The 24,759-nt window shown below is 37.5% G+C and carries 26 protein-coding genes and 1 pseudogene; 15 read left to right on the top strand and 12 right to left on the bottom strand.

The genetic code is table 11. The features are described from left to right. A pseudogene (locus tag KVT27_RS16075) lies at positions 1-203 on the bottom strand (L-glutamate gamma-semialdehyde dehydrogenase); the annotation flags it as partial. A gap of 146 nt (positions 204-349) precedes the next feature. On the opposite strand from KVT27_RS16075, the gene KVT27_RS16070 reads away from it, so the two are divergent. Further along, a complete protein-coding gene (locus KVT27_RS16070; RefSeq protein ID WP_008178156.1) occupies positions 350-1,657 on the top strand; it encodes a sigma-54-dependent Fis family transcriptional regulator in 1,308 nt (435 codons plus the stop codon). Between the two features lie 43 nt (positions 1,658-1,700). Here KVT27_RS16070 and yugI read toward each other — a convergent pair whose 3' ends face one another. The 3 genes from yugI to KVT27_RS16055 form a co-directional block, all read right to left on the bottom strand. After that, on the bottom strand, positions 1,701-2,078 hold the full coding sequence (gene yugI, locus KVT27_RS16065; RefSeq protein ID WP_008178152.1) for a S1 domain-containing post-transcriptional regulator GSP13: 378 nt from the start codon (positions 2,076-2,078) through the stop codon (positions 1,701-1,703). Positions 2,079-2,162: 84 nt separating this feature from the next. After that, positions 2,163-3,800, bottom strand: coding sequence for a hypothetical protein (locus KVT27_RS16060; protein ID WP_217581619.1), 1,638 nt, complete (start codon positions 3,798-3,800; stop codon positions 2,163-2,165). Next, positions 3,793-4,341, bottom strand: coding sequence for an RNA polymerase sigma factor (locus KVT27_RS16055; protein WP_036145504.1), 549 nt, complete (start codon positions 4,339-4,341; stop codon positions 3,793-3,795). Before KVT27_RS16055 ends, KVT27_RS16060 begins: the two co-directional genes overlap by 8 nt. 307 nt (positions 4,342-4,648) lie before the next feature. Between KVT27_RS16055 and KVT27_RS16050 the strand changes: the two genes are divergently transcribed. Next, positions 4,649-4,891, top strand: a complete 243-nt coding sequence (locus KVT27_RS16050) for a hypothetical protein (RefSeq protein ID WP_225316109.1) — start codon at positions 4,649-4,651, stop codon at positions 4,889-4,891. Positions 4,892-4,974: 83 nt separating this feature from the next. Here KVT27_RS16050 and KVT27_RS16045 read toward each other — a convergent pair whose 3' ends face one another. After that, the gene (locus tag KVT27_RS16045; RefSeq protein WP_008178143.1) at positions 4,975-5,235 is read right to left on the bottom strand and encodes a DUF1871 family protein; all 261 of its coding nucleotides are present in this window, start codon (positions 5,233-5,235) and stop codon (positions 4,975-4,977) included. Between the two features lie 72 nt (positions 5,236-5,307). Between KVT27_RS16045 and KVT27_RS16040 the strand changes: the two genes are divergently transcribed. Then, positions 5,308-6,483, top strand: coding sequence for a MalY/PatB family protein (locus tag KVT27_RS16040; RefSeq protein ID WP_036119867.1), 1,176 nt, complete (start codon positions 5,308-5,310; stop codon positions 6,481-6,483). A 110-nt stretch (positions 6,484-6,593) separates the two neighbouring features. Next, positions 6,594-8,015 carry a magnesium transporter CorA family protein gene (locus tag KVT27_RS16035; protein ID WP_150906967.1) on the top strand — a complete coding sequence of 474 codons (1,422 nt, stop codon included), beginning with the start codon at positions 6,594-6,596 and terminating at the stop codon, positions 8,013-8,015. A 40-nt stretch (positions 8,016-8,055) separates the two neighbouring features. Here the strand turns inward: KVT27_RS16035 and KVT27_RS16030 are convergent, their stop codons facing one another. After that, a complete protein-coding gene (locus KVT27_RS16030; protein ID WP_008178137.1) occupies positions 8,056-8,268 on the bottom strand; it encodes a hypothetical protein in 213 nt (70 codons plus the stop codon). Positions 8,269-8,290: 22 nt separating this feature from the next. Beyond that, positions 8,291-8,878, bottom strand: coding sequence for a peptidylprolyl isomerase (locus tag KVT27_RS16025; protein WP_036119874.1), 588 nt, complete (start codon positions 8,876-8,878; stop codon positions 8,291-8,293). Between the two features lie 237 nt (positions 8,879-9,115). Between KVT27_RS16025 and KVT27_RS16020 the strand changes: the two genes are divergently transcribed. Continuing rightward, positions 9,116-10,966, top strand: coding sequence for a transglycosylase domain-containing protein (locus KVT27_RS16020; RefSeq protein ID WP_217581618.1), 1,851 nt, complete (start codon positions 9,116-9,118; stop codon positions 10,964-10,966). Positions 10,967-11,407: 441 nt separating this feature from the next. Here the strand turns inward: KVT27_RS16020 and KVT27_RS16015 are convergent, their stop codons facing one another. Beyond that, on the bottom strand, positions 11,408-11,971 hold the full coding sequence (locus KVT27_RS16015; protein WP_008178131.1) for a DUF5366 family protein: 564 nt from the start codon (positions 11,969-11,971) through the stop codon (positions 11,408-11,410). Positions 11,972-12,125: 154 nt separating this feature from the next. Here KVT27_RS16015 and KVT27_RS16010 point away from each other — a divergent pair, with 154 nt between their 5' ends. The 7 genes from KVT27_RS16010 to mnhG are packed head-to-tail and all read left to right on the top strand — an operon-like array spanning position 12,126 to position 17,881. Next, entirely contained in the window at positions 12,126-14,537 is a 2,412-nt protein-coding gene (locus KVT27_RS16010) for a Na+/H+ antiporter subunit A (protein WP_217581617.1), read from the top strand. Beyond that, a complete protein-coding gene (locus KVT27_RS16005; RefSeq protein WP_012292381.1) occupies positions 14,524-14,946 on the top strand; it encodes a Na(+)/H(+) antiporter subunit B in 423 nt (140 codons plus the stop codon). The genes KVT27_RS16010 and KVT27_RS16005 overlap by 14 nt, the downstream gene beginning before the upstream one ends. Next, positions 14,946-15,287 carry a Na(+)/H(+) antiporter subunit C gene (locus KVT27_RS16000; protein ID WP_008178124.1) on the top strand — a complete coding sequence of 114 codons (342 nt, stop codon included), beginning with the start codon at positions 14,946-14,948 and terminating at the stop codon, positions 15,285-15,287. The genes KVT27_RS16005 and KVT27_RS16000 overlap by 1 nt, the downstream gene beginning before the upstream one ends. After that, complete coding sequence (locus tag KVT27_RS15995; RefSeq protein WP_036119880.1) at positions 15,280-16,767, top strand: Na+/H+ antiporter subunit D; 1,488 nt, start codon at positions 15,280-15,282, stop codon at positions 16,765-16,767. Before KVT27_RS16000 ends, KVT27_RS15995 begins: the two co-directional genes overlap by 8 nt. Before the next feature lie 4 nt (positions 16,768-16,771). After that, positions 16,772-17,251 (top strand): Na+/H+ antiporter subunit E, encoded by a 480-nt coding sequence (locus tag KVT27_RS15990; RefSeq protein WP_217581616.1) that lies wholly within the window; start codon positions 16,772-16,774, stop codon positions 17,249-17,251. After that, positions 17,248-17,529, top strand: coding sequence for a Na(+)/H(+) antiporter subunit F1 (locus tag KVT27_RS15985; RefSeq protein WP_008178119.1), 282 nt, complete (start codon positions 17,248-17,250; stop codon positions 17,527-17,529). Before KVT27_RS15990 ends, KVT27_RS15985 begins: the two co-directional genes overlap by 4 nt. Next, positions 17,513-17,881 (top strand): monovalent cation/H(+) antiporter subunit G, encoded by a 369-nt coding sequence (gene mnhG, locus KVT27_RS15980; protein ID WP_036119889.1) that lies wholly within the window; start codon positions 17,513-17,515, stop codon positions 17,879-17,881. The genes KVT27_RS15985 and mnhG overlap by 17 nt, the downstream gene beginning before the upstream one ends. Positions 17,882-17,937: 56 nt before the next feature. On the opposite strand, the gene cysC is transcribed toward mnhG, so the two are convergent. The 4 genes from cysC to KVT27_RS15960 all read right to left on the bottom strand — a co-directional run bounded on the left by cysC (position 17,938) and on the right by KVT27_RS15960 (position 21,538). Next, positions 17,938-18,531, bottom strand: coding sequence for an adenylyl-sulfate kinase (cysC, locus tag KVT27_RS15975; RefSeq protein WP_036220107.1), 594 nt, complete (start codon positions 18,529-18,531; stop codon positions 17,938-17,940). Next, positions 18,528-19,667: a sulfate adenylyltransferase gene (sat, locus tag KVT27_RS15970; RefSeq protein WP_150906964.1), complete on the bottom strand. Its 1,140-nt coding sequence runs from the start codon at positions 19,665-19,667 to the stop codon at positions 18,528-18,530. The genes cysC and sat overlap by 4 nt, the downstream gene beginning before the upstream one ends. Before the next feature lie 92 nt (positions 19,668-19,759). Beyond that, a complete protein-coding gene (locus KVT27_RS15965) occupies positions 19,760-20,824 on the bottom strand; it encodes a sulfate permease (RefSeq protein WP_036145515.1) in 1,065 nt (354 codons plus the stop codon). Positions 20,825-20,836: 12 nt separating this feature from the next. Next, positions 20,837-21,538 (bottom strand): phosphoadenylyl-sulfate reductase, encoded by a 702-nt coding sequence (locus KVT27_RS15960; protein ID WP_217581615.1) that lies wholly within the window; start codon positions 21,536-21,538, stop codon positions 20,837-20,839. Between the two features lie 444 nt (positions 21,539-21,982). Between KVT27_RS15960 and KVT27_RS15955 the strand changes: the two genes are divergently transcribed. Genes KVT27_RS15955 through cysW form a run of 3 tightly spaced genes read left to right on the top strand, consistent with a single transcriptional unit; the run spans position 21,983 to position 24,754 of the window. Further along, positions 21,983-23,026 (top strand): sulfate ABC transporter substrate-binding protein, encoded by a 1,044-nt coding sequence (locus KVT27_RS15955; protein ID WP_036119900.1) that lies wholly within the window; start codon positions 21,983-21,985, stop codon positions 23,024-23,026. A gap of 11 nt (positions 23,027-23,037) precedes the next feature. Beyond that, positions 23,038-23,871, top strand: coding sequence for a sulfate ABC transporter permease subunit CysT (gene cysT / locus KVT27_RS15950; RefSeq protein ID WP_036119904.1), 834 nt, complete (start codon positions 23,038-23,040; stop codon positions 23,869-23,871). Positions 23,872-23,881: 10 nt separating this feature from the next. Then, on the top strand, positions 23,882-24,754 hold the full coding sequence (gene cysW / locus KVT27_RS15945; RefSeq protein WP_036119907.1) for a sulfate ABC transporter permease subunit CysW: 873 nt from the start codon (positions 23,882-23,884) through the stop codon (positions 24,752-24,754). Positions 24,755-24,759: the final 5 nt, after the last annotated feature.

Raw genomic sequence — 24,759 nt, 5'->3', positions numbered from 1 at the left:
TTTGACACACGGCCAATAACTTCTGTTTTCTTTGCAGGGTTATACGAAACGATTTTATCTTCAGTTGTAATACGCTCGCCACCGATAATAAGTGGGTAGTCTTGCCCTAAGTAACCTTCAACTTTATTTAAAGCCTCTACATAAGCATTGTAGTTTGCCTCTTGTGAAAAATCTGTGAATGGTTCGTGTTTGTATGGAATCATACTTTAATCCTCCCTTGTGAGATATATTTGGGTATGCAAAAAACATTGACGCAAAATATCTTTGCGTATAAAATATTCTTACACTTATTATAATGCAAAATTTCGTTGCATATTTCAAGTAAAAAATTTTTGAGGTGCACATTTTTATGAAAAATTCTGAACCTTTACTACCTTTTTATGAGTTTATTGCAACAAATGTATCCGTTGGTATTCATGCAGTAGACCTATCCGGCAAGACGATTATTTATAATACAAAAATGAAAGAAATTGAAGGATTCCATTTTGATGAGCTAGCGGATCGTTCGATTATTGAAATGTTTTCCTTCCGTCAGCACGAAAGTACCTTAATGCGTGTATTACAAACTGGAAAGAAAGAAATTAATGTCAAACAATCCTATTGGAATAAAAATGGGCATGAAATTACAACCATTAATGATACTTTTCCACTTATTGTAGATGGAAAACTGATTGGGGCAATAGAATTTGCGCGTGATATTACATCATTAGAAAAGCTTGTTTATCAACCCCTTCGTCGATATGATGAGCCTTTGACGTTCGACATGATAAAAGCTGAATCTGAAGCCATGAAGCAGGTCATCGAAAATGCTAAAAAAGCAGCGGCTGTAAAATTACCAGTATTATTAATTGGGGAATCTGGGACAGGCAAGGATTTAGTGGCTGAAGGTATTCACCACGCGGCTTCACCAGATCCTGAAGCCTTTATGACACTTGTTAGTCGTCGTTCTGCTCAATCAGTGCTTGATAAATTAAATCAGCTTTTAGAAGAAGATAAAGACTATACCTTTTTCTTTGAGCGCATTGATTTTTTGAGCTTAGACATTCAAGAGCAATTATTAGATATACTCCAGTCCCTACCGCAGTCCAAGTACATGTTAATTGGCAGTGTAGGTAGCGACCCGATTACATTAATTGCTGAAAAAAAGCTGTCCAAATCACTTTATTATTTCTTTGCAACGATGGCTATTACTATTCCCCATTTAACTGATCGAAAAGAAGATATTCTCCCATTTGTGGATGATTATTTTAGCCGACATCGAGAACGATTTGCTTCACAGGTTACAGAGCTAGCACCAGATGTACAGGAATTATTCTTACAATATGATTGGCCTGGCAATTTAAAGGAACTCGAGTTACTATTGGATGAAATTGTTTCATTTATGACGATAGAGTCTACGGTAACCTCAGATTTATTGCCGTTGCATTTCCGCTTCAAGGTACAGCAACAAGATACCAACAATCGTGAACCTGAATTCTTTATGTTCCATCAAAATCATGATGTCATGCCATTAGATGCTTATTTGCGCGAAGCCGAATCATATTATGTGCAAAATGTCTTGAATTTATATGAGGGCAATATTACAAAAGCCGCGAATGCACTTGGGATGAGTAGACAAAACCTTCAATACCGAATCCGAAAAATAAAAAAGCAATAACATAAAAACAAGGATACCTTCACGTTGAAAGTATCCTCGTTTTTTATTGTCCAGATTGTTCAATCCAGTCCTGTAATTTGTCTTTTAAGGAATTAAAACCATTCGCATCCGATTCATCTACACGGTCCTGCAATGATTTGCGTGGTGGTGCTTCTTTTTTTCTAACTGTTGCCGGGCGTTCCTGTAGTGCTCTCATCGATAAACTAATTTTTTCGGCCTCTTCATCGATTTCAAGTATCTTGACCTCTACTTCTTGCCCAACAGCTAAAAATTCACTAACATCCTTCACAAAGCCGTATGTTATTTCCGAAATATGCACAAGGCCTTGCGTATTGTCATCTAATGCAACAAATGCACCGTATGGTTGAATACCTGTAACTTTTCCGGTCAACACGTCTCCTAATTCATATTTTTTTACCATAACCTTTGCCCACTTTCTTTTGGTTTGCTACGTATATATCGGTTAAATTATAACATACGTGTAAAATCGGGGCAAAAAATCTCCTTACTCAGAAATGGCTGTAATGATGCAACGTTTTTCACCTTTTCCTATAGTCTCTGTACCTAATTGGAAGGTTAAGCGTTGGCCGATCAATTGAATTGATTCTGATTTCACGTCTACTTTAATCGTTGTTTGGGATGCATCAGTTGCATAAAGAACTGTAAAATGTTCCATACCATCAAATTGAACTACTTTATTCATATCTACATCTTGAGAAACTAACTGTTTAATGGTTTCTTGATCGCCTTTTCCTTGTGCATATAAGAATAGGCTAACGATGTTCATTGGATTTAATGAATCTAGGATGGTATCGTCTTTGCTTGATGTATAGGAATTGTATAGGGCTTCCGTTTGGTAAATCCATCGGAAATCAATACGTAAACCTGCTGAGCCATCTTCTGTTTCTATATAGACTTTGTCTCGTAAATTTAACAACTCCAACCAGATATCCTTTGTTGTAAGTATGTCTAATGTTTTTGATTGTTTATTTGCGTTATATTCTTCAACTATAAATTGTGCGGTCAAGCGCATCGATTCTCCATACTTTCCATTTGCAGTGGCATTTAAAAACTCGATATGTTCGGGCGAATATCTACTCATGTCATCCATACCTTTTAGAAGTAAAAGCCACGTATTTTCGAATTCTTTCTTTAAATCCCGTAATAGGAAATCAAGTCCTCCTACTGATAGGTCTGTGACTAATGTTCTTTCATATAATTTTAAAATTCGAGCAGTTTCTTCTGTAGAAAACCGTAAATTTTCACCTTCCAATAAAGAGCCAGTAGCCCAATATTTAAACAGACCTAATATGTCAGAGTGAAGACGATCAGTATATGCTGGTGCATTTTGCTGAAAAATGGGATCTGCTCTAAAGCTAAAGTTTTTCCCATCATTAGACAACTCAAAATACTGTTTTTTAGCCGTAGCGATTAATTGTTTTAGTTCTTTAGGATAATTTCCCTCTTTTTGTGATAGTACATTCTTATAGGGAGAAAGTTGATTAGTATAATATTGTAAAACATCTTTCGTTGAATAAAAATAATTGCTAAAAAAATATCGAGATTCCTCATATGACATAGAGTTTTCAAATGTGTTGATTTGCTCTATTAACTCCCGAGGTGTTTGCAAATTATCTAGTATTTCTTGCTCCAACTCCGCTAAATATTTTGGATTATCCATCATTCTATTAACTACTATATTTTTATTTCTAGCTTTATCATTGTATTTATTATCAGCGATTTCAATAAACGATAGTTTCCTAAAGTCTTGTTCGGGTATATGGAGCTCCTGGCGTGTTTTTTCGCGCTTTTCTTGATACTTTTTTTGTAAGCTTGAAAACCATTCTTCATAGCTACTCTCTATCTTTTCTTCATTTGAATGCACAGATGTTGACGGATGGAACATATATGACGACATTAAGATTCCAACTAATAACACACTGGCGATGCTAGCAATCCAAACAGCAGGCTTTTGCCATTTTGTTGAAGGCTTTGGAACCGTTTTATTAATTTCTTGAAATTGCCTTTTGGCATCCTCATTTTCAATTTGCTGAAGAACATGCAGTGGTTCTAGCTTTGATTCCATTCGCTCATAGGATTTTTTCAGTAGTCCCATACGTTGATTAAATTGTTGATCATCCATTTTCAACACTCCCCTCTTGCATTAATGCTGCCTTCAACTTTTCTTTCGCACGTAATAACCGTACCTTAACCGTTGATAATGAAATATTTAAAACCTCTGCGATTTCTTCATATTTTAGCTCGTGGAAATAATACAGTACGATAGGGTACCGATATTTTTCATCTAAGGCTTGAATAGCATTGTGTAAGAGTTTATCTTCTTCAAATAATAGAACATCGTCTTCAGCAGAGAGGAAAATGGTTTGCCTTTGCGCATTAAGCTTGTCCTCTTTTGCCAGCTCTCTCTGTTCCTTACGATAATAATCACGTGTAGCATTCAATGTAATTTTATAAAGCCACGTCGTAAATCGATCCTGTTTAAATTGATGTAAAAAGCGATACAGTTTAACAAATACCTCCTGTGAAACATCTGCTAAATCATTGCTATGTACGCCACACTGAAAGGCAAACTTTTCAACTGTTTGTTGATGAATTTGAATAAGTTCGATATAGGCTTCTTTGTCTCCTTGCTGTGCCCTCGCTATTAATTCAGCTTCCTCCAAGGCGATCCCCTCCTTTTGTTTATGGAACGACAGAACCTCCCTAATTGTTACATATTAAGGATGTTATTTACTCTAAAAGGAGGAACCTTACTAAAACGCCCTCACACGCTCTATAAATTGGCTCTTAATGGAGAAATCCCCTCAATCAATATTCAGAAATTTGCTTGTGTTATGAAAATATTGCGGTAAAATAAAACTTTAGTACAAGGAGGCTAACCGAAAAGCGAAAAAAATTGCCTGGATTGGTGGCATCATTATCTTTATTGTTGGTATTCCTAGTGCGCTGTCATTTGGTATACTATCAGATGTGAAGATGTTAGACCGTTCTATTTTTGATTTTGTTGATTTTATGACCAACAATATCGGAATGCCTATTGGCGCTCTGCTAATCTCAATTTTTGCAGGTTATTATTATACAAAAGATATTTCTCGTAAAGAGCTAGCCGCATCTAATTGGATGTTTACAATTTGGTACATGTTAATTCGCTATGTGTCCCCAATTGCTATATTAATTATTTTCATTCAAGGTATTTTACCAATATTTAAATAAGGATTTAGAGCCTCTATCATGTCAATGCAAAAAGAGGTTGTCGTAGGACAACCCCTTTTTTTATAGGAAATATGCAAAATATTTTAAATAATACATTTTGCTTCAAATTTAATAGCAATCAGTTTGTAAGAGATGGCTACACAATCCTCAAAAGGAATCCATTGCTCAAACGAATGCTCATATGTTTCTTGAATTACTTTTGCAAGCGTAGATGGATCATCGATTCCTTGCAATGCCGCTACAACATCTGCTGTTTCCGTATCATAATGGTCTGGACCTAAGTGGAATGGATCCCACTCCTCTAGCAGATGGACAGCTGCTTGATTCATTTTTACATTTTCCAAAATACTCACCTATTATCCTTTGATCATAATCGTATGATACCATAGTAAATAAAAAAGAAAAGAGTGATTTGCTTGTCTATTTTTGATCAAACTATCAAACGTCGTTGTACAAACTCCGTCAAATGGGACGCAATGAAAATGGTTTATGGACTAAACGATGCGTCCGATATCTTGCCAATGTGGGTAGCTGATATGGATTTTGCTGCTCCACCAGCCGTTTCAAAAGCATTGCAGGAACATGCTGAACGCACTATTTTTGGTTATAGCTTTATTAGTGAGGAAGCGATACAGTCAATCGTGGACTGGCAAAATACTCGTCATGATTGGCAAATTGATAAGGATTCCATCGTATTCTGTAATGGTGTTGTGGCTGCCTTAGCAAATAGCATTGTTGCCTTTACTAATCCGGGAGATAAAGTCCTTATTTCCACACCTGTTTATCCACCATTTTTTAACATCCCAAAAAGCAATGGGCGCGAAGTGGTAAGCTGCCAACTAGTTGAAAAAAATGATGGCAAATTTATCGTTGATTTTGAAGCTTTTGAACAGGCACTAGCTCAAAATGTGAAAGCCTACATATTATGCAATCCTCACAATCCTGGCGGTTATGTATGGGATGAAGCTACTTTAAAGGAAATTGTACGACTCTGTGCTCAATACGACGTCCTTATTATTTCAGATGAAATTCATGCTGATTTAATGATAAATGGAGAAAAACATATTCCTATTGCCAAAGTAGCAGGCGATGAAATCAATCGTATTGTAACGTGTATGGCTCCTACTAAAACATTTAATTTAGCAGGTATTCAGGTTTCCTATATGATTGTGCCAGATAAGAACAAACGTCTACAGCTTGAAGCTGTGAATATGGCAAGTGGACAAGGCTCATTAAATACTTTCGCCTCTGTAGCATTACAGGCTGCGTATACGGAAGGCTCCCCTTGGCTAGATGAATTGTTGCCGTATGTTTCAGCAAATATGGATTATGTCAAAGCAGAGTTAGAGCAGATTCCAGGCATTCGCATCATTAAACCACAATCCACTTATTTAATATGGATTGATTATAGAGAGCTTAACCTTGAAGAAAAAGATATTATGAACCGACTATTAGAAATTGGTAAACTGGCGTTAGAGCCAGGGACAAAATACGGTGAAGAGGGTCAAGGCTTCTTACGTATGAATGTAGCTTGTTCATTTGAAACAGTACGAGACGGCGTAGAGCGCTTTAAAAAAGCGTTTGAACAATAAAAGTAAGAGAAGGAATCCCGATTATTTAGGATTCCTTCTTTTTAGATGTTTAAAATCCTTCCTATGTGGAAAAGTTTCTTAACAATCGGATGGAAAAAGGGGTGTTTTCAATGGACTTAGTTCCTTTAATAATTCAGCGTGCCTATATGACATTCTTGTTTCCCTTCGCCTACCAAACAAAAGATCGGCAAAAGATTGGTAATATCCTTTTAGAAGAAGGGTTTTCTTTTTTTGAATTGAACAATATGACTCTTGAAAATGCCTTTTATGGAGACATAACAATCATACATGAAGAGCTTGCCCAGTTTTTTTATCCCTTTCTTGAAGACAAATTATTCCCAAACAAAATGGATAGCCCAGACTTTCTTCGTTTCTCAAAAGCATTTTATACACAAGGGGCCTTACACCATCAAGAAAATTGTATAAACTATGAGCTTATGAGCATCGATGTAACGCTATGCCCTTTCGGCAATGGCATCGTCACTGTACGAACAAGCATAGACAATCCTTATGACATTAGCGATATTTTAAATTTCATTCATTACTTTAGGGTGCTGGAGGCAAAATTGCGAGAGGAAAAGGGCGCAAGTCACCATTTCTCGTTCGGTCATTGTGATTCTACGAGTGAGCTATTATTTAACTATTTTATTCCCTTCCTAAAGCCTTTTTTACAGCACCGGCAAGATCATAGCTATGAAGGATTGCCCTTTTTTGAAGATGAACGAATGTTTTCCTCAGCCTATTTAATATGTGATGAACAAGCAGAACTTTTACCTGAGCATCTTTTTCGATTAGGGCAAGTAGATGGAAGAACACCTGATGGCAAACCCTTTATTTCAAGCACAAATTCTCAATATATTTCAAACTATGTAGAGGAACACGCCCATACACGCTGGGCACCCAATAGTTATATTATCTCTTCAGCACAGGCACAAATGACACTTACAAATAAGCCATTTAAACATTGTTCACATAGCATTCAGGAGTTTATGGGTACTCACTATTATAATTTGTTCATTCATTATTTTTATAAAATGATGCTCTTAAAACTATCCTACGAATACAGTGAAATAAAGTGGGGAAAAGATAAACAAATTGTCAATGAATTAATCGAACTAATCACAAAGTTCTCTGCACGTTATTATTTCGAAGAAGTCGTTGTTCGGACTGAAGGTCGGGAAATTTCTCAAATACTACGAAAGCATTTCCGTATTAATGAACATTATGTAGAAACAAAAGCGACATTGAACAGTTTATATCGAACACAAGAAGATCAGTCTGATAATCGAAGTAATAATTTACTATTTATTTTAACTGTATTTACGGTTATATCCGGTATATACGGAATGAATTTAGTCATTGAAGAATGGAAGGACAGTAGTGATTTAGATAGTGTTTGGAGCTATACGCTGTTCGAATGGGTTGCCTTTATTACCGCCATGAGCGGGATTGGCCTATCCATTGTACTCGTTTGCTTCAATGCCTTTAAAACACTACAAAACATCGTTCGTCGTTCTAAAAGAAAAATGTAAATAAAAAAATCTGTCTCCATTGGAGGCAGATTCTTTTTAATTAGACATTTTGTTGGTTGTTTGTACTTTTCTTTTCTGCTAGTATACGTGCTTCAATTTCTTTTGATTTAATTTCCTGTTTCTTAGAAATTTTACGGAAAAGCGTAAACACGACTACACACAAAATAAGCATGATTAAAAATTCAAATGCTGCTGGAATATATCCTGATTTATCTTCAGGGAAATATAAAAATTGATACATTAAGTTTTCCATGCTCTACACGTCCTTATAATTATTATTCAAAGACTGTAATTGACTCAATTTTCACATCTTCTAATGGTTTATCACGGGGATCTTTTTCTACATCCGCAATTTTATCCACAATATCCATTCCTTCTACAACATGACCGAATACAGTATGTTTATGGTCTAACCAAGGTGTACCGCCATTTTTTGCATAAGCTTCAATAATTTCCTCTGGGAAGCCTGCTCCTTGTAATTGACGAAGCATATCGCTTGGAAGATGTTTCATTTGAACGATAAAGAATTGAGAACCATTTGTGTTTGGACCAGCATTAGCCATTGATAGCGCACCGCGTAGGTTAAACAATTTATCTGAGAATTCATCTTCAAAAGAATCTCCCCAAATCGATTCACCGCCCATACCTGTTCCAGTTGGGTCCCCACCTTGAATCATAAAGTCTTGAATAACTCGGTGGAAAATGATGCCGTTATAATAACCTGATTTAGCATGACCCAAAAAGTTTTCAACAGTTTTTGGTGCAAACTCTGGGAACAATTTAATTTTAACTGCCCCTAATGTTGTGTTCATTTCTACAAGCACTTCGCCTGCTTGTACGTCTGTTGTTAATTGTGGAAACATGGAAGTCTCTCCTTTAATGATAATTTTCAGTTTCAATGAAAAAGATGACAATTCATCCTTCTTGACCTCATTTTAGTCTAACATACTTCCGATTGGTTTTCTTCATCAAAGTATTGACGATTTATGCACTTTTAACTTCCTCTCTCAAAACAAAGGAAATAGGTCTGACCGAGTATTTGGAATCAATCCAAAATATGTTATTCTGTTGAAGGATTCATAGAAAGAGTGGAGGCACACATGAAAAAGGCTTTTGGTTTTTTTATTATACTTCTTTCCTTACCTGTTCTATGGTGGATTAGCACAAACATACGAACAGAAATCAATACCGCACAAGCACATGAGGAACAAATTACACAGGCTATTCATTTACCGGAAGTACAACCTCAGCTTCCTGTAACACTTAAGGACCAAAATGGGCAAACATTTAGTGAGGAATATGTCGAATGGCGGCAGCCACTAACATTACAAGAAATTCCACAAATTGCCCAGGAAATATTCATTGCAAGTGAGGATGCCGACTTTTACGAACACATCGGCTTTGATTTAAGTGCTATTATGCGTGCAGTAGTCGCCAATTCAAATACGAGTACTAGCTCACAGGGTGGCAGTACGATTACACAGCAGCTTGTTCGAATGCGTTATTTATCTGATGAAAAAACATATGAACGAAAATTAACCGAACTTTTTTATGCTTATGAATTAGAAAAAGAATTCGATAAAGAAGCAATTTTAACGATGTATCTTAACGAGTCCTATTTTAGCAATCAAGTTTACGGAATTGGTGGAGCAGCCACTTATTATTTTCAAAAGCCACTCCAGCAATTATCAATAGCTGAAATTGCTTTTATTGCAGCAATTCCTAACAACCCGTCACTTTATAACCCTTTAAAAAACTTTGATCAAACTAAAGCACGTCAAGAACGTTTATTAGATACACTTGCCGTGAAAGGTAGCATTACTAAGGAAGATGCGACGACTTATAAGGCAGAACCTATTACATTGCATATTAAGGATAAAATACAAAGCTATCCTATGTATGGCACTTACGTTCTTCAAGAATTAAAATGGTTAGTTGCAGAAAAAGAAGGCTATGCGGATCGGCTTAACAATACAGACAATGAGGAAGAAAAGAAAAAAATTAAGACACAATTAGACAATCGACTTGATACATTATTTCAAAATGGACTCATAATTAACACTGCATTGGATCCCCAAAAACAGCAGCATGATGAGCAACAAATGACCGCTACTTTGGGTGCCGGTTCATTGCAAGCAGCAGGTGCTGTTATTCACAACCAATCCAGAGAGATCGTTAGCTTATACGCAGGGAAAAACTATGAAAAGTTTGATTATCATCGCGCATTTCAAGGAACACGTCAGCCAGGTTCCGCCTTTAAGCCACTGGCCGTTTATGCTCCTTTCTTTGAAACAACCACACATACACCGGATTCAATTGTAAATGGTGGTAGTTATTGTGTCGGATCCTTCTGCCCTCAAAACTATGGGGGATACAAGTATGGGGATGTGTCGCTACGCACTGCGTTTCGACATAGCTATAATACATCGGCACTGCGACTCTTCCAGACAGTTGGCGTTGATACAGCATTTCAATATTTAGATCGCTTCCATTTCCGCTCCATTGTAGAAAAGGACCATAATTATGCCGCTTCCTTGGGCGGGCTTACTTATGGTGTAACAGCATTAGAACTAGCAGATGCCTATACAAGCTTTATTGATGGATCTTATGTTCTAGCCCATAGCATTCGTAAAGTTACAGCTTTAGATGGAACAGAGCTCTATAGTTGGGATACACAGCGTGATCAAATTTGGTCTCCTAAAACAGTAAAATACATGCGTGAGCTACTTGCCGATGTTGTGATGAACGGTACGGGACAGGGAGTCTACAGTAATAGCAGCTATGTTGGTGCCAAAACAGGGACAACAAATGACTATCGAGACTATTGGCTTGCCGGACTTAATGATACCTATACAGCTGCCGTATGGATTGGATATGATAAGCCTCAATCCATGCTAAAATTAGAAGAATACAAAATTCATCATCAATTATTTAATGTTTTACTTGAGTAAGATAAGTGGTTTGGATGTAATGATCACAAAAGGGAGCAGAAAGAGATTTTCTGCTCCCTTCAGACTGTAGACAAACTCGAAAAATTGGAGAGTTTGCCTACAATCCTTTTTTCTTTTTCCTTTTCCATTCGAATAAAAGAAAGCCTTTGATTTCCACTACGGATGGGGTCCCCGCTTCCTACGCTTTCGCACAGAAAACATCTGCTCACTCCAGAATCTCGCCTTTCCCCTATTCCCCTCAGAAGTCACGGCCCTTCATTCCCACCAACTTCTACATAAAAGCACTTCATTGCACCCATTAATGTAAAGCTTGGACGTGACAGGAAAAATAAGAAGTTACCTACGCTCGAACAACATGTAGTCATTCACCAAATAGTCACTTGAACATAAGAAAAACCATCGAGATTGAGCCTCTCGATAGTTTTTGCCTACAGTATGCATTTATTGGGCAAATGGTAGACTTGCTAAAATACCATTATATAGTTTCAATACAACATACACAATGAATGTTAATAGAATTGTCCACATAAAAAGTTCAAAGATTAATAGACCGATTGTGCCGCCCATTGACATAAAATGACTCATTTTGTAAATAAGATAAATGAAATATGTAAAAACAGTGAGGACAAAAATTCCTATTAACACATAAATGAATTGGATTGCAAATGCTGAACACATAGCACCAATAAACAAAATGATATAGCCGCCTCGCGCTTGGCTAACAGTTGCACCATCGTTGTCTTTTGAAAAAAAGAGCATTCCTAACTCATGAATGGTTTCTCCTACTAGTTTGAGTGCTGAAAATAGCATAAAAAAAACAACAGCAAACACTATGAGTAAGAATACACGTAATTCAACATCAGATAAAAACTCTCGCATTCCTGAATATACACCGATCGCTCGAAAAATCTGTAAAGATTCTCCAACTGCATACATACCAAATGTCAAACTAAACAATAAAATTGTAATTAATGGTAAATAACCGTAGATATATGGATTCTTCATAAAAATTTTTTTCCTCTATTTTTCTTGATAACTTCCTATTTATAATATAACGAAAATTCTTCCACTACCGCAAGCTAAATCCCAATAGTACGTATGCATTCCCAATTAAAGTACGTTATAATTGATTTACTTACCTGCATAAAGGAGGGTTTTTTTGTTACAAGTACTTTATATTTTCATTCCAATGCTTGCTGCAATCTTCGTACCATTTTTATATAAAAGCATAAAAAATATTCATACTGGCTGGTTTGTTCTCGCTGTTCCAGCTACGCTCGTAGTTATTTATGCATCCTATATTGCACAAGTGGCTAAAGGTGGAGTATTTACTGCTAAACTTCCTTGGATTCCATCGCTTGATATTTCCTTCGTCTCCTATTTGGATGGCCTTAGCTTATTATTCTCGCTATTAATTACTGGAATCGGATCTTTAGTTGTCCTCTACTCCATTTTTTATTTAGATAAACATAAAGAAAAATTACATAATTTTTATGTTTACTTACTGTTATTTATGTCTGCAATGCTTGGAGTAGTACAGTCAGATCATTTAATTACACTGTATTTCTTTTGGGAATTAACGTCCATTTCCTCATTCCTGCTCATTGGTTATTGGTATAACCGTGATGCATCACGCCTTGGCGCACTGAAATCAATGATGATAACAGTCGGCGGCGGCTTAATGATGCTAGGCGGATTTGTACTTCTCTATTTAATGGGAGGAACTTATTCCATTCGAGAGCTAATTATTATGGCACCGAATTTAGTTGATCAACCTTTATTTACATGGTCGCTTGTTTTATTACTTCTAGGAGCATTTACAAAATCTGCACAATTCCCATTCTACATTTGGCTACCAGATGCAATGGAAGCACCTACACCAGTCAGTGCATACCTACATTCTGCCACGATGGTCAAAGCAGGTATTTATTTAGTAGCACGCTTTACCCCAATATTTGCAGCCTCTGAGCTCTGGGTATGGCTTGTAACAGGTATAGGTATTTTAACTTTATTCTGGGGTTCCTTCTTTGCAGTCAAGCAAACGGACTTAAAAGGAATTCTAGCCTTCTCGACAGTTAGTCAACTTGGACTTATTATGTCACTACTTGGGGCAAGCGCAGTGGCGTTTCATGCGAATGAATCAGTAGATACTATTAAATTCGCGGCATTTGCTGCTATCTTCCATCTCATTAATCACGCAACATTTAAAGGTAGCCTATTCATGATTGCTGGGATTATCGATCATGAAACAGGAACGCGTGATATTCGAAAATTGGGTGGGTTAATGAGTATTATGCCTATCAGTTTTACAGTTGCGGCGATAGGAAGCTTATCAATGGCTGGTCTTCCACCATTTAATGGCTTCTTAAGTAAAGAAATGTTTCTAACAGCCATGCTCTCCCTTCAAAAGTTTGAGCTCTTTGGCTTTGATACATGGGGAGTGCTCTTCCCAATCATCGCTTGGATTGCTAGTATTTTTACATTTATTTATAGCTTTTATTTTGTTTTCCGAACATTTAATGGCAACTACAAACCAGAGCAATTACCTCATAAACCACATGAGGCACCTATTGGAATGCTAGTTTCTCCAATGCTTTTAGCGGGATTAGTTGTGTTCATATTCTTTATCCCGAATTTTATTGGCGATACATTTGTCAAACCGGCTGTTCTAGCGATTCAGCCATTTCTATACGAAACACCACAAGATATTGACATACATGTAGCAGCATGGCATGGGGTCAACCCTGAACTTCTGATGACGATAGGAATTATCATTATTGGAGTACTACTATTTGTTTCACTACCAAAATGGCAAGGAATGTATCAGCGATTCCCAAAGGCTTTCACTTTGAATAATACCTATGACAAAATTATGCAGGGATTAGATGTTGGCTTAAATCGCCTCTCTCGACTCTATATGACGGGCTCAATGCGTCATTATTTACTCTACATGTTTAGTGGTATTGCTGTTATCGTCATTGGTTCGCTTTTTGTGAAAAATGCCTTTAGTCTTTCATTCCAAGGGACCGCTCCGATAAGACCATATGAAATTATTTTAGTCGTGGTTTTATTAATTGGAACAGCTATCACCATACTAGCTAAATCGCGGTTAACGGCCATTATAGGTCTTGGCTCTGTTGGATATACGGTAGCATTATTCTTTGTTATTTTTAATGCGCCAGATTTAGCCTTAACACAGCTTGTTATTGAGACTATATCTGTCGCCCTCTTTTTATTGGCATTCTACCATTTGCCAAAGCTTGGTAAACGAGAAGAGCGTATGAGATTTCAATTAAATCGAGCTGTTATATCCATTGCAGTAGGTGTCATGGTAACACTTGTCGCACTATCCGCTCATTCGCAAAAACTCATTCCTACTATTTCTAAGTACTATGAGGAAACCGTTTACTCTTTAGCGGGCGGAGGAAATATTGTCAACGTAATTTTAGTAGACTATCGTGGCTTTGATACATTGTTTGAAATTACAGTACTCGCTATTGCTGGAATGGCTATCTTTGCAATGATTAAATTGCGTATGAATAGAAAGGAGAAAACACATGAAAACAAATGATGTGATAATACAATTTACGGCTAAAATTGTATTCTTCATTATTTTCTTCTTCTCCATTCATATTTTTTTAGCAGGTCATTACACGCCGGGTGGTGGCTTTGTTGGAGGGCTTTTAACCTCCAGTGCCATTGTGCTATTAGTGTTAGCGTTTGATATCCGTACTGTACGCCATATTTTACCTATTAATTACACGTATTTAACGGCTATTGGTTTATTATTAGCCCTTGCTACTGCGGCATTCCCTATGTTTGTGGGCGAACCTTTTTTTACTCATTTCTTTAATTATTTCGATTTACCGCTTCTAGGCAAACAGTCTTTACACACGGCTATGCTTTTTGATAGCGGTGTCTATCTGGTTGTTGTCGGTGTTACGATGACCATTATTCAAACGATTGGAGAGGATGAATAATGGAAATAATTATGGCCTTTGTCATTGGCTTCCTCTTTATGGCAGCTGTCTATTTAATTTTATCAAAAAGTTTATTACGTATTATTATTGGTACAGGACTTTTAAGTCATGGTGCTCATCTACTTATATTAACGATGGGTGGTCTTGGTGGTGAGGCTCCACCCGTGTTAAACGAAGGAGCCAAAACTTTTGCAGATCCATTACCTCAGGCACTTATCTTAACTGCTATTGTCATTAGCTTTGGTGTCACAGCGTTTTTCCTAGTGCTGGCATATCGTTCCTATCAGGAGCTGCAAACTGATGATATTAGCTTAATGAGAGGAAGTGATGAGGATGAATAACTTCCTACTACTGCCTATCATCATTCCGTTTTTCTTCGGTATGATTTTAATGTTTGGGCAAAAAAACTTAATGTATCAACGAACATTTTCATTACTTGGAATCGGGATTTCCTTGATCACTGCCATTTCACTTCTAATGAAAGTGAAACATGATGGTATCCAAAAGGTCACTTTCGGAGATTGGCCAGTTCCTTACGGGATTACAATGGTTTCTGATATGGTATCCGCATTGCTCGTGACAACGACATTGTTAATTGCCTTTTTTGTTGTTTGGTATGGCTTTGGTTCTATTACGAAGGAACGTGAACGATTCTTTTATTACCCTGGAATCATGTTTATTTTAACTGGGGTTAATGGGGCCTTTACTACAGGTGATATTTTTAACTTATTCGTTTTCTTCGAAGTATTATTAATGGCATCTTATTTACTGATCGTCCTCGGTGGCGAGAAAGGGCAACTGAAAGGATCGATTAAATATATTTTAATTAATGTTATTTCGTCTGCCCTATTTGTCATTACTGTAGCCTTTTTATACTCGGTTGTAGGAACATTGAATATGGCTGATATTGCCGTTAAAATAGCTGAAATCAATCAACCAGGTATCATTACCGTTATAGCTGTACTCTTTTTAATGGTATTTGGATTAAAAGCAGCCATTTTCCCATTGTATTTTTGGCTTCCTACTTCGTATGCAGCGGCTCCTATACCTGTACTAACATTATTCGGTGCACTGCTCACAAAGGTAGGTGTCTATGCGATTACACGTACCTATACATTATTCTTTGTACACGATTTATCCTACACTCATGATCTATTGATGGTACTTGCCATTGCTACAATTGTGGCTGGATGCATCGGGGCACTCGCTTACTTTGATGTCAAACTTATTATTATCTACAATATTGTCATCGCCGTAGGGGTTATTTTATTTGGTGTCTCACAAATGAATGAAGCTTCCTTAAAGGGAGCAATGTTTTATTTAGTACACGATATGCTCATAAAGGCAGCACTCTTTATGTTAATCGGTATGATCATCTACATTACAGGTACATCTGATTTGCGTAAGATGGGTGGTCTGATGAAAAAATACCCGGCACTTGGTTGGTGTTATTTAATTGCAGCATTTGGCTTAGCCGGAATTCCACCGCTTAGCGGATTTGTTGGCAAACTATTGATTGTACAAGGTGGCTTTGAAGCGGGTAATATGTGGAGTAGTATTTTCATATTAGCGTCCTCACTGCTCGTACTACTATCCGTAATTCGTATCTTCATCTACGCCTTTTGGGGCGAGGAAAAAGAAACGAAGGGCATCGTTGACAAATCTATCTACAAAATGCTGTTTATGCCTTCAGCCCTTTTAGTACTTATTTCTGTCGCATATGGTGTTGGTTCCGAATGGATGACGCCATTTATGGACGATGCAGCAAAACTTTTAAATGATCCATCTATCTATATAGATGCTGTGATGAAGGGGGATTAACGCTGTGGCATTTCAAATGATTTTAAACTTTGTACTTGCCTTCGTATGGATGTTCCTATCCTCTAATTACACAGCAACCGGCTTTATTATTGGGTTCATAATGGGCATCATTTTAATCATAATAATGCGAAGATTTTTTAAATCTCGTCTTTATGTCTACCGCCTATGGGCCCTTATAAAATTAACTTTGCTGTTCTTTAAAGAGTTAGTATTAGCGAATGTGCAAGTCCTGAAGGTAGTATTAAAGCCTAAATTGGACATGCAGCCTGCCTTTTTTGCTTATCCTACTGTATTAACGGAAGATTGGGAAATCACATTATTATCCAGTCTTATCACTTTAACGCCAGGAACTGTAGTCGTACATGTATCGGATGATGCTAAAACACTATATGTACATGCTATTGATATTAGTGATGTGGATGAGGCTGTTGCTTCCATTCGAGATTCATTTGAGAAAGCGATTTTGGAGGTGAGTAAATCATGACAACATTTATTATAACGGTCATTGTAGTGATTTGCTTATCGATGATTGCGGTCATTTATCGAATGATCAAAGGACCTTCTGCATCTGACCGTGTAGTCGCTTTAGATTCACTGGGTGTCTCTCTTATTTCCTTAATTGGACTATTTTCGATTTTAGTGGAAACAAGCTTCTTCCTTGAGATTATTTTATTGCTAGCGATTTTATCATTTATCGGTACAGTTGCTTTCTCTAAATTCATAGAGAAAGGAGATATCATTAAACGTGACAATTCTCGCTAATAGTTTAGTTATCTTTTTCATTTCTGTTGGAGTACTTTTTATTGTCGTCACAGCTATTGGGCTTATCCGCCTACCTGATTTATATACACGAGCACATGCTGCCTCAAAAAGTGCTACACTTGGTGTCATGTGTGTTCTAATTGGTGTATTCTTTCATTTTTGGCTAATCGAAGATCATTTTAATCCACGTATATTACTAGGAATACTATTCCTCTTCATCACTGGCCCTGTTGGAGGACATATTATGACTCGCTCCTCTTATATTGCTGGTGTCAAGCCTTGGAAAGGGACAGTACGTGATGAATTAGGTCCGGAAATTGACAGAATGAAAAAAGAACAAGACGCACAATAAGACATATAAAAAATCTGCTCAATCGTTCTGAACGAGCAGATTTTTTTATTGGTTTATTATATATATCCTTTGGAAGTTAAAATACTAGTCAACTGTTTCACACATTCTTCTATCGTATGATGTTCAGTATCTAAAATAATTTCAGGGTTTTCTGGTTCCTCATAAGGGGCGCTAACACCAGTGAAATTAGCAATTTCTGCTTTTCTCGCTTTTTTATATAGACCCTTGGGATCCCGTTTTTCACATATTTCTATTGAACACTTTACAAAAACCTCGATAAATTCACCATCTTCAACAAGCGCACGGACCACCTGACGATCTTCTCGATAAGGAGAAATAAATGCCGTTAATACAATTTGACCACTTTCTATAAAAAGCTTCGAAACTTCCCCTATACGACGAATATTTTCTTTTCGTCCTGCCTCATCAAAACCTAAATCCTTGTTTAGACCGTGACGGACATTATCGCCATCCAACACAAAGGCTTGGTTGCCCCTTTCATATAATTGGCGGGCAAACGCATTGGCTATAGATGATTTTCCTGAAGCAGACAAGCCCGTAAACCATAAAATAAAGCTTTGATGTTTATTTTGGGATCGACGCTCCTCTTTTGTAACTGAGGATTCATGCCAAACAATATTCGAACTCATTTGACTACCTCCTTTTGCATGCCTTTTATTAATACATCTACTACCTCTTTACGGCTAAATGTACTTGGTGGTACTTCCCCATTACGTAGCATCTCTCGTACTTTTGTTCCTGATAAAATAATATGGGCAGAGCTATCGTGCGGACAAGTTTTTGTAGTAGCCATTCCTTCACATTGCTGACAATAAAAACTATGCTCGAACTTTAATGGAACAATCCCTAATTCATCTTCCGTAAACTGTTCAAAGATTTTTTGTGCATCGTACGTGCCATAGTAATCCCCTACACCTGCATGATCTCGACCGACGATAAAATGTGTACAGCCATAATTTTTCCTTACAAGTGCATGGAAAATGGCCTCCCTTGGTCCTGCGTAACGCATAGCAGCCGGAAACACTCCTAATTGCACACGATTTTCAGGATAGTAATTTTTTAATAGAATCTCATAGCTCTCCATACGGATAGCCGCAGACACATCATCCGACTTTGTTTCTCCAACAAGAGGGTTTAAAAATAAACCATCAATCGTTTCAAGTGCTGCCTTTTGGATATATTCATGCGCTCGATGCACCGGGTTACGCGTTTGAAAGCCAACAATGGTTTGCCAACCCTTTGAAGCAAATAGTTGACGGGTTTCCACCGGATCAAATGAATACGTAGGAAACTTTTGTGCCAGACGTTTGATTAAAGTAATTTTCCCTCCGACATATATGGCAGGACGTTCATGTAGCTTGTGGACGCCAGGATGTGCGAGATCCTCCGTACCATATACAAGTAATGCCTCTGTTCGCTTATTCGGCTCAAAAATATCAGCCACCTGAATAACGCCATAAGTTTCACCTTGGTAGACTAATTTTACCTCTTCGCCAGGCTGTAATGTTGCTGCCTTCTCTTTCGTCACAGGGAGGGTAATTGGAATACTCCATACTATACCTGATGCTAATCGACTTTTTTCCACTACTAATTCATAATCTACTTGTGTTAAAAAGCCTTCGATAGGGCTGTAGCCACCTATAGCAATTAACTCTAAATCACTCAAAGAAATGGCATCCAGCTCAATCTCCTTATGAATAGATGTGATTTCCTTTTCGGGATGAAAAGCTTGCACAAGAAACCCTCCATGTGGTTGTAAACTCATATAATCTCCTCCTAATTCCATTTAAATACTAAGTTTAATAGTTGAAATGTATGAAAGATCAACATCAATGATGTGTTGTAACACTAGTGAAATTAAATACCCTCTCCTGCATCATATATGGATTGCTCTTCTTCTCGCATTGTACGCATTAAACTAATAACTCCAAGCGTTCCAACGATAATGCTGCCATTCAAAATAATCGCATAAAGATCTTTTTCTAAAAACAACTGCACTAAAAAATAAGAAATGGCTAATGAAAAAATTGGCGATACAACCCAAATACGAATAATCTTTTTCACAATATGCTTATGGAGAATTTGTTTTCCGTTCTTCGCCATGCCCATTCCGATAATAGAGGAAGATGTTACTTGCGTTAGGGGCACTGGAAGTCCAAAAATGGAGCTTATACCGACAAGGAGTGCACCCGTACTTGAAATTAAAATACCCTCTGCCTTTTGAAATCGCATAATTTTTTTTCCGTTTGTTTCAAGAACTCGTTTTCCAAGTAGGATGGCTCCTATAGCTACAAATGCACCCCCTAGCATAATGCCGATAGTAACATCCATCATGCCAGCACCTACTAGCGGTCCAACTGCATTCGCAACATTATTCATACCTGCCGAAAAGGCTTCAAAAAATCCTGCTAATAGGAGTAGGACGGTTAAAATTGGATGATCTTTTAGTAGCCCCCTATGCTGTACTTTATATAACAGCTTGCCACATATAAGGGCTATAACAAAAGCTATAAGTGGGACAATAACCCAAAAGGACATGATGACAAGTAAAGACTGAACGAATAGCACTTTATAAGCCATGCCCACACCAACGACTGCACCGACGGTCACCTCACTCGTAGATAAGGGGATGCCTAGAAGGTTGGCAAAAAATAAACTGCTCGTTGCAGAAATTAAAATAATGATGACAATTTTCACCGTAATATATTCCTGAGGCATAATGCCTGAGCTAATCGTTTTGACTACTTCTCCTCCGCCTAAAACCGCTCCACTATAAACGCCTATGGCACATAACAATAATGCTTGCCAAGCCTTTTTAATAGCACCGGCCCCATATGCAACTCCCATTGAAGCCGCTGCTCCACTTGCACCTATATTCATTGCAAAAAATAAACTAATAGCTATGGCGAAATATTCTAGCATGGCATTACTCCTTTATTCATGTAACCCACATTCCGTTTTGCCAGAGCCTTGCCATCTACCAGAACGTAAATCATCCATCGTAAACGCCGGCTTCGTACAATGCTCACAGCCAATACTTGGATAGCCTTGATCGTGCAAGGGATTGTATGGCAAATTATGTTTTGAGACATATCGCCAAACATCCTTCCATGTCCAATGGATAAGTGGGCAAACTTTAATCGACTTAAATTTATTATCACGATTAAGAAAATTTGTCTGTTGACGTGATGGCGATTGTTCACGACGTAAACCAGATATCCAAGCCTTTGTACCTGAAAGGGCTTCATGTAAAGGCTTAATCTTGCGTATAGCACAGCATTGATTTGGATCTGACTTCCATAGTTCATCACCATATTGGGCCGCTTGTTGTTCAAGTGTAAGTGCAGGCTTTTTCATTACAATGTTTAATAGTGGATATTTTTCCTTTACTCGCTGGATCGTTTCATAGGTCTCTTTAAAATGGACATCTGTATCTAAAAAGACAATGGTTGCATCTGGCTTTACCTTTGAAATGAGATCAATTAAAACTATGCCCTCTATCCCAAAGCTACAGGCATAGACAATTTCATTCCCATACTCTTGATAGCTCCACTGTAAAACCTCTAATGCTCCCTTATACGTTTCATCAACATGAAAATTAATGTTTGGTTCTTGCCAATTTGCATGTGTTAACATTGAATCCCCCTCATAGCGAAAAAAGGCGTTCTAACAAAAGACACCTAAAAACATGTCTTTGCTAAAACGCCTCTAGTTTGACTAGCCAGCTCATTATTCAACGATTTTTCACTAGTAATTGCTACCTCGTTCTATAATCGTTTTTTCTTATTACCAAATATATACTAAAGTACACCAAGCAGTCAACTAGGTTTTTGAAATATCTTATGCAATAAACCCATTTTTGACACTCTTAGTTGCATAAAATAAATGATAGCTAGGTAAATCACCTTTATTTTCAATATTCCATAATTCCTTGTTGACTAATAGGAAATATATGTTTAATGTATTATCTACAAATACTAAAATGCTGATCAGAGGATCTGAAGGCCATCTACCAATGACGAATTATCGTTATGGGGGATGGCTTTTTGCATTCTTTAGCCAGAAAGGGAGCGAAATGGAATGAAGAAAAGGAAGAATGTCTTTCAATCTTTGGCACTGCTTGCTGTATTAACTTTATCTGTAACAGGATGTAGTAGTGCTAACTCAAATGAAGATACAGGTGGCCAAGAATCAGTAGAGCTATTAAATGTATCCTATGATCCAACACGCGAGCTTTACGATGAGTTCAATCAAGATTTTATAAAAAAATGGAAGGATGAAACAGGGCAGGATGTCACGATTAAACAATCTCATGGAGGCTCAGGAAAACAAGGTAGAGCAGTGATTGATGGCCTCGAGGCAGACGTTGTCACGCTTGCTCTCGCCTATGATATTGATGAAATTGCCCAAACTCGTGAACTGCTAAATAAAGATTGGCAAACAGAATTTGACCATAACTCTACTCCTTATACATCCACTATTGTCTTTTTAGTACGCAAGGGCAATCCGAAAAATATACAAGATTGGGATGATCTCATCAAAAAAGATGTATCCGTCATTACCCCTAACCCTAAAACATCTGGTGGTGCACGGTGGAACTACCTAGCTGCTTGGGGATATGCTGGAAAGTTATATAACAACGATGAAACAAAGATAAAAGAATTTATGAAATCACTATACAGCAATGTTGAAGTACTAGATTCTGGTGCCCGAGGTGCTACCACAACTTTTGTGGAACGAAAAATTGGGGATGTTTTAATTGCATGGGAAAATGAAGCTTACTTATCACTTCATGAATTAGGGAAGGATGAATTCGAGATTATTACTCCATCATTAAGTATTTTAGCGGAGCCACCAGTGGCGGTTGTTGACAAAATCGTCGATAAAAAAGGAACACGCGAAGTGGCAGAGGCATACTTACAGCATTTATATAGCGATACAGGTCAAGAAATTGCTGCCAAAAACTATTACCGACCTCGCAATGAAGCCGTTCTAGCTAAATATAAAGACCAATTCCCTCAGCTTGAACTTGTTTCTATCGATGATTTTGGTGGCTGGACAAAAGCACAAGCAACTCACTTTAAAGACGGTGGTACCTTTGATGAAATCTACTTGCCACAATAAGGAGTGTTCTGATGAGTAGTGTAACCCTGACGAAAAAATCACGTCGTATTATTCCAGGCTTTTACCTATCTCTTGGATATACGATGTTATATGTTAGTTTACTAGTGTTATTACCACTTTCTATGATCTTTTTCCATACGATGTCCTTAAGCTGGACTGCGTTTTTCGATATTATCACTGATCCTCGTGCTGTTGCTTCCTATAAAGTGAGCTTCAGCACAGCCCTTATTGCAGGTCTATTAAATGTACTTTTCGGTACAATTATCGCTTGGGTTCTGGTTCGCTACCAGTTTCCTTTTAAAAGAATAATTGATGGGTTAGTAGATTTACCCTTTGCTTTACCTACTGCTGTAGCGGGGATTGCTTTAACATCACTCTATGCCCCCAATGGTTGGATTGGCCAATTTTTTGATTTTAAAATTGCCTTTACGCCCCTTGGTATTATAATTGCCTTAACTTTTATTGGTCTCCCTTTCGTTGTCCGGACAGTACAGCCAGTATTGCAAAATATTAGTGCTGAAATCGAGGAGGCTTCAGCTAGCCTTGGAGCCAATCGTTTACAAACCTTTCGTAAAGTGATTTTACCAGAGTTGCTACCAGCCATTTTAACAGGCTTTTCATTAGCCTTTGCCCGTGCTCTTGGAGAGTATGGCTCGGTTGTTTTCATCGCTGGAAATATGCCGATGAAAACCGAAATTACCCCTTTAATTATTATGACTAAACTTGAGCAATACGATTATGCTGGTGCCACTGCAATTGCAGTAGTAATGCTTGTTACTTCATTTATTTTATTATTAACCATTAACGTCATACAATGGCTAGCCAATCGTCGGTTTGTACATTAGGAGGAACTATATGGAACAATCAACATTTATTCAACAGGCTAGTACTGAAAAAAATAAGGTGTCTAAGTCTGCCGCCTTACAGGAGCCTCGTGTTATTCGCTATACGCTTACATTTATTGCATTAGCCTTTTTAGCTTTTTTTATCGTCCTACCATTAGCTTCAATTTTTATTACAGCCTTTCAAAAAGGTGTGGATGTTTACTTGGCAGCTATCACACATCCAGATGCATTAGCTGCTATTAAACTCACTTTAACAGTTGTAGCGATTGCTGTACCTCTAAATGCAATCTTTGGCGTAATGGCTGCATGGACCCTTACAAAATTTAATTTTAAGGGGAAAAATCTTTTACTAACCATTGTTGATTTACCTTTTGCGGTCTCCCCTGTTATCGCAGGTTTGGTATTTATTTTACTATTTGGATCGCAGGGATTATTTGGTGATTGGTTATTCACCAATGATATTAAAATTGTCTTTGCCCTACCTGGCATTGTCCTTGCGACTATATTTGTCACACTGCCCTTTGTTGCTCGTGAGCTAATACCTCTAATGCAAGCACAGGGTACGTCTGAGGAAGAGGCGTCGATTTCGCTTGGTGCAAGTGGCTTTAAGACATTTTGGTATGTCACCTTACCCAATATTAAATGGGGTTTATTTTATGGTCTAATCTTGTGTAATGCACGAGCAATAGGAGAATTTGGTGCAGTTTCAGTTGTATCTGGCCATATACGAGGCATGACGAATACAATGCCCCTTCATATTGAAATTCTTTATAATGAATATCAATTTTCAGCCGCCTTTGCTGTTGCATCCTTAATGAGTGTTATAGCTATCTTTACATTAATTTTAAAAGACATCATTGCATGGAAGTCCAAATCTAGTTAATAGGA

The organism is Lysinibacillus sp. GbtcB16 (genome assembly GCF_019091145.1).
Lineage (GTDB): Bacteria > Bacillota > Bacilli > Bacillales_A > Planococcaceae > Lysinibacillus > Lysinibacillus fusiformis.
The sequence above is the reverse complement of the archived record's forward strand: the minus strand, read 5'-3'. Positions and strand labels throughout refer to the sequence as shown.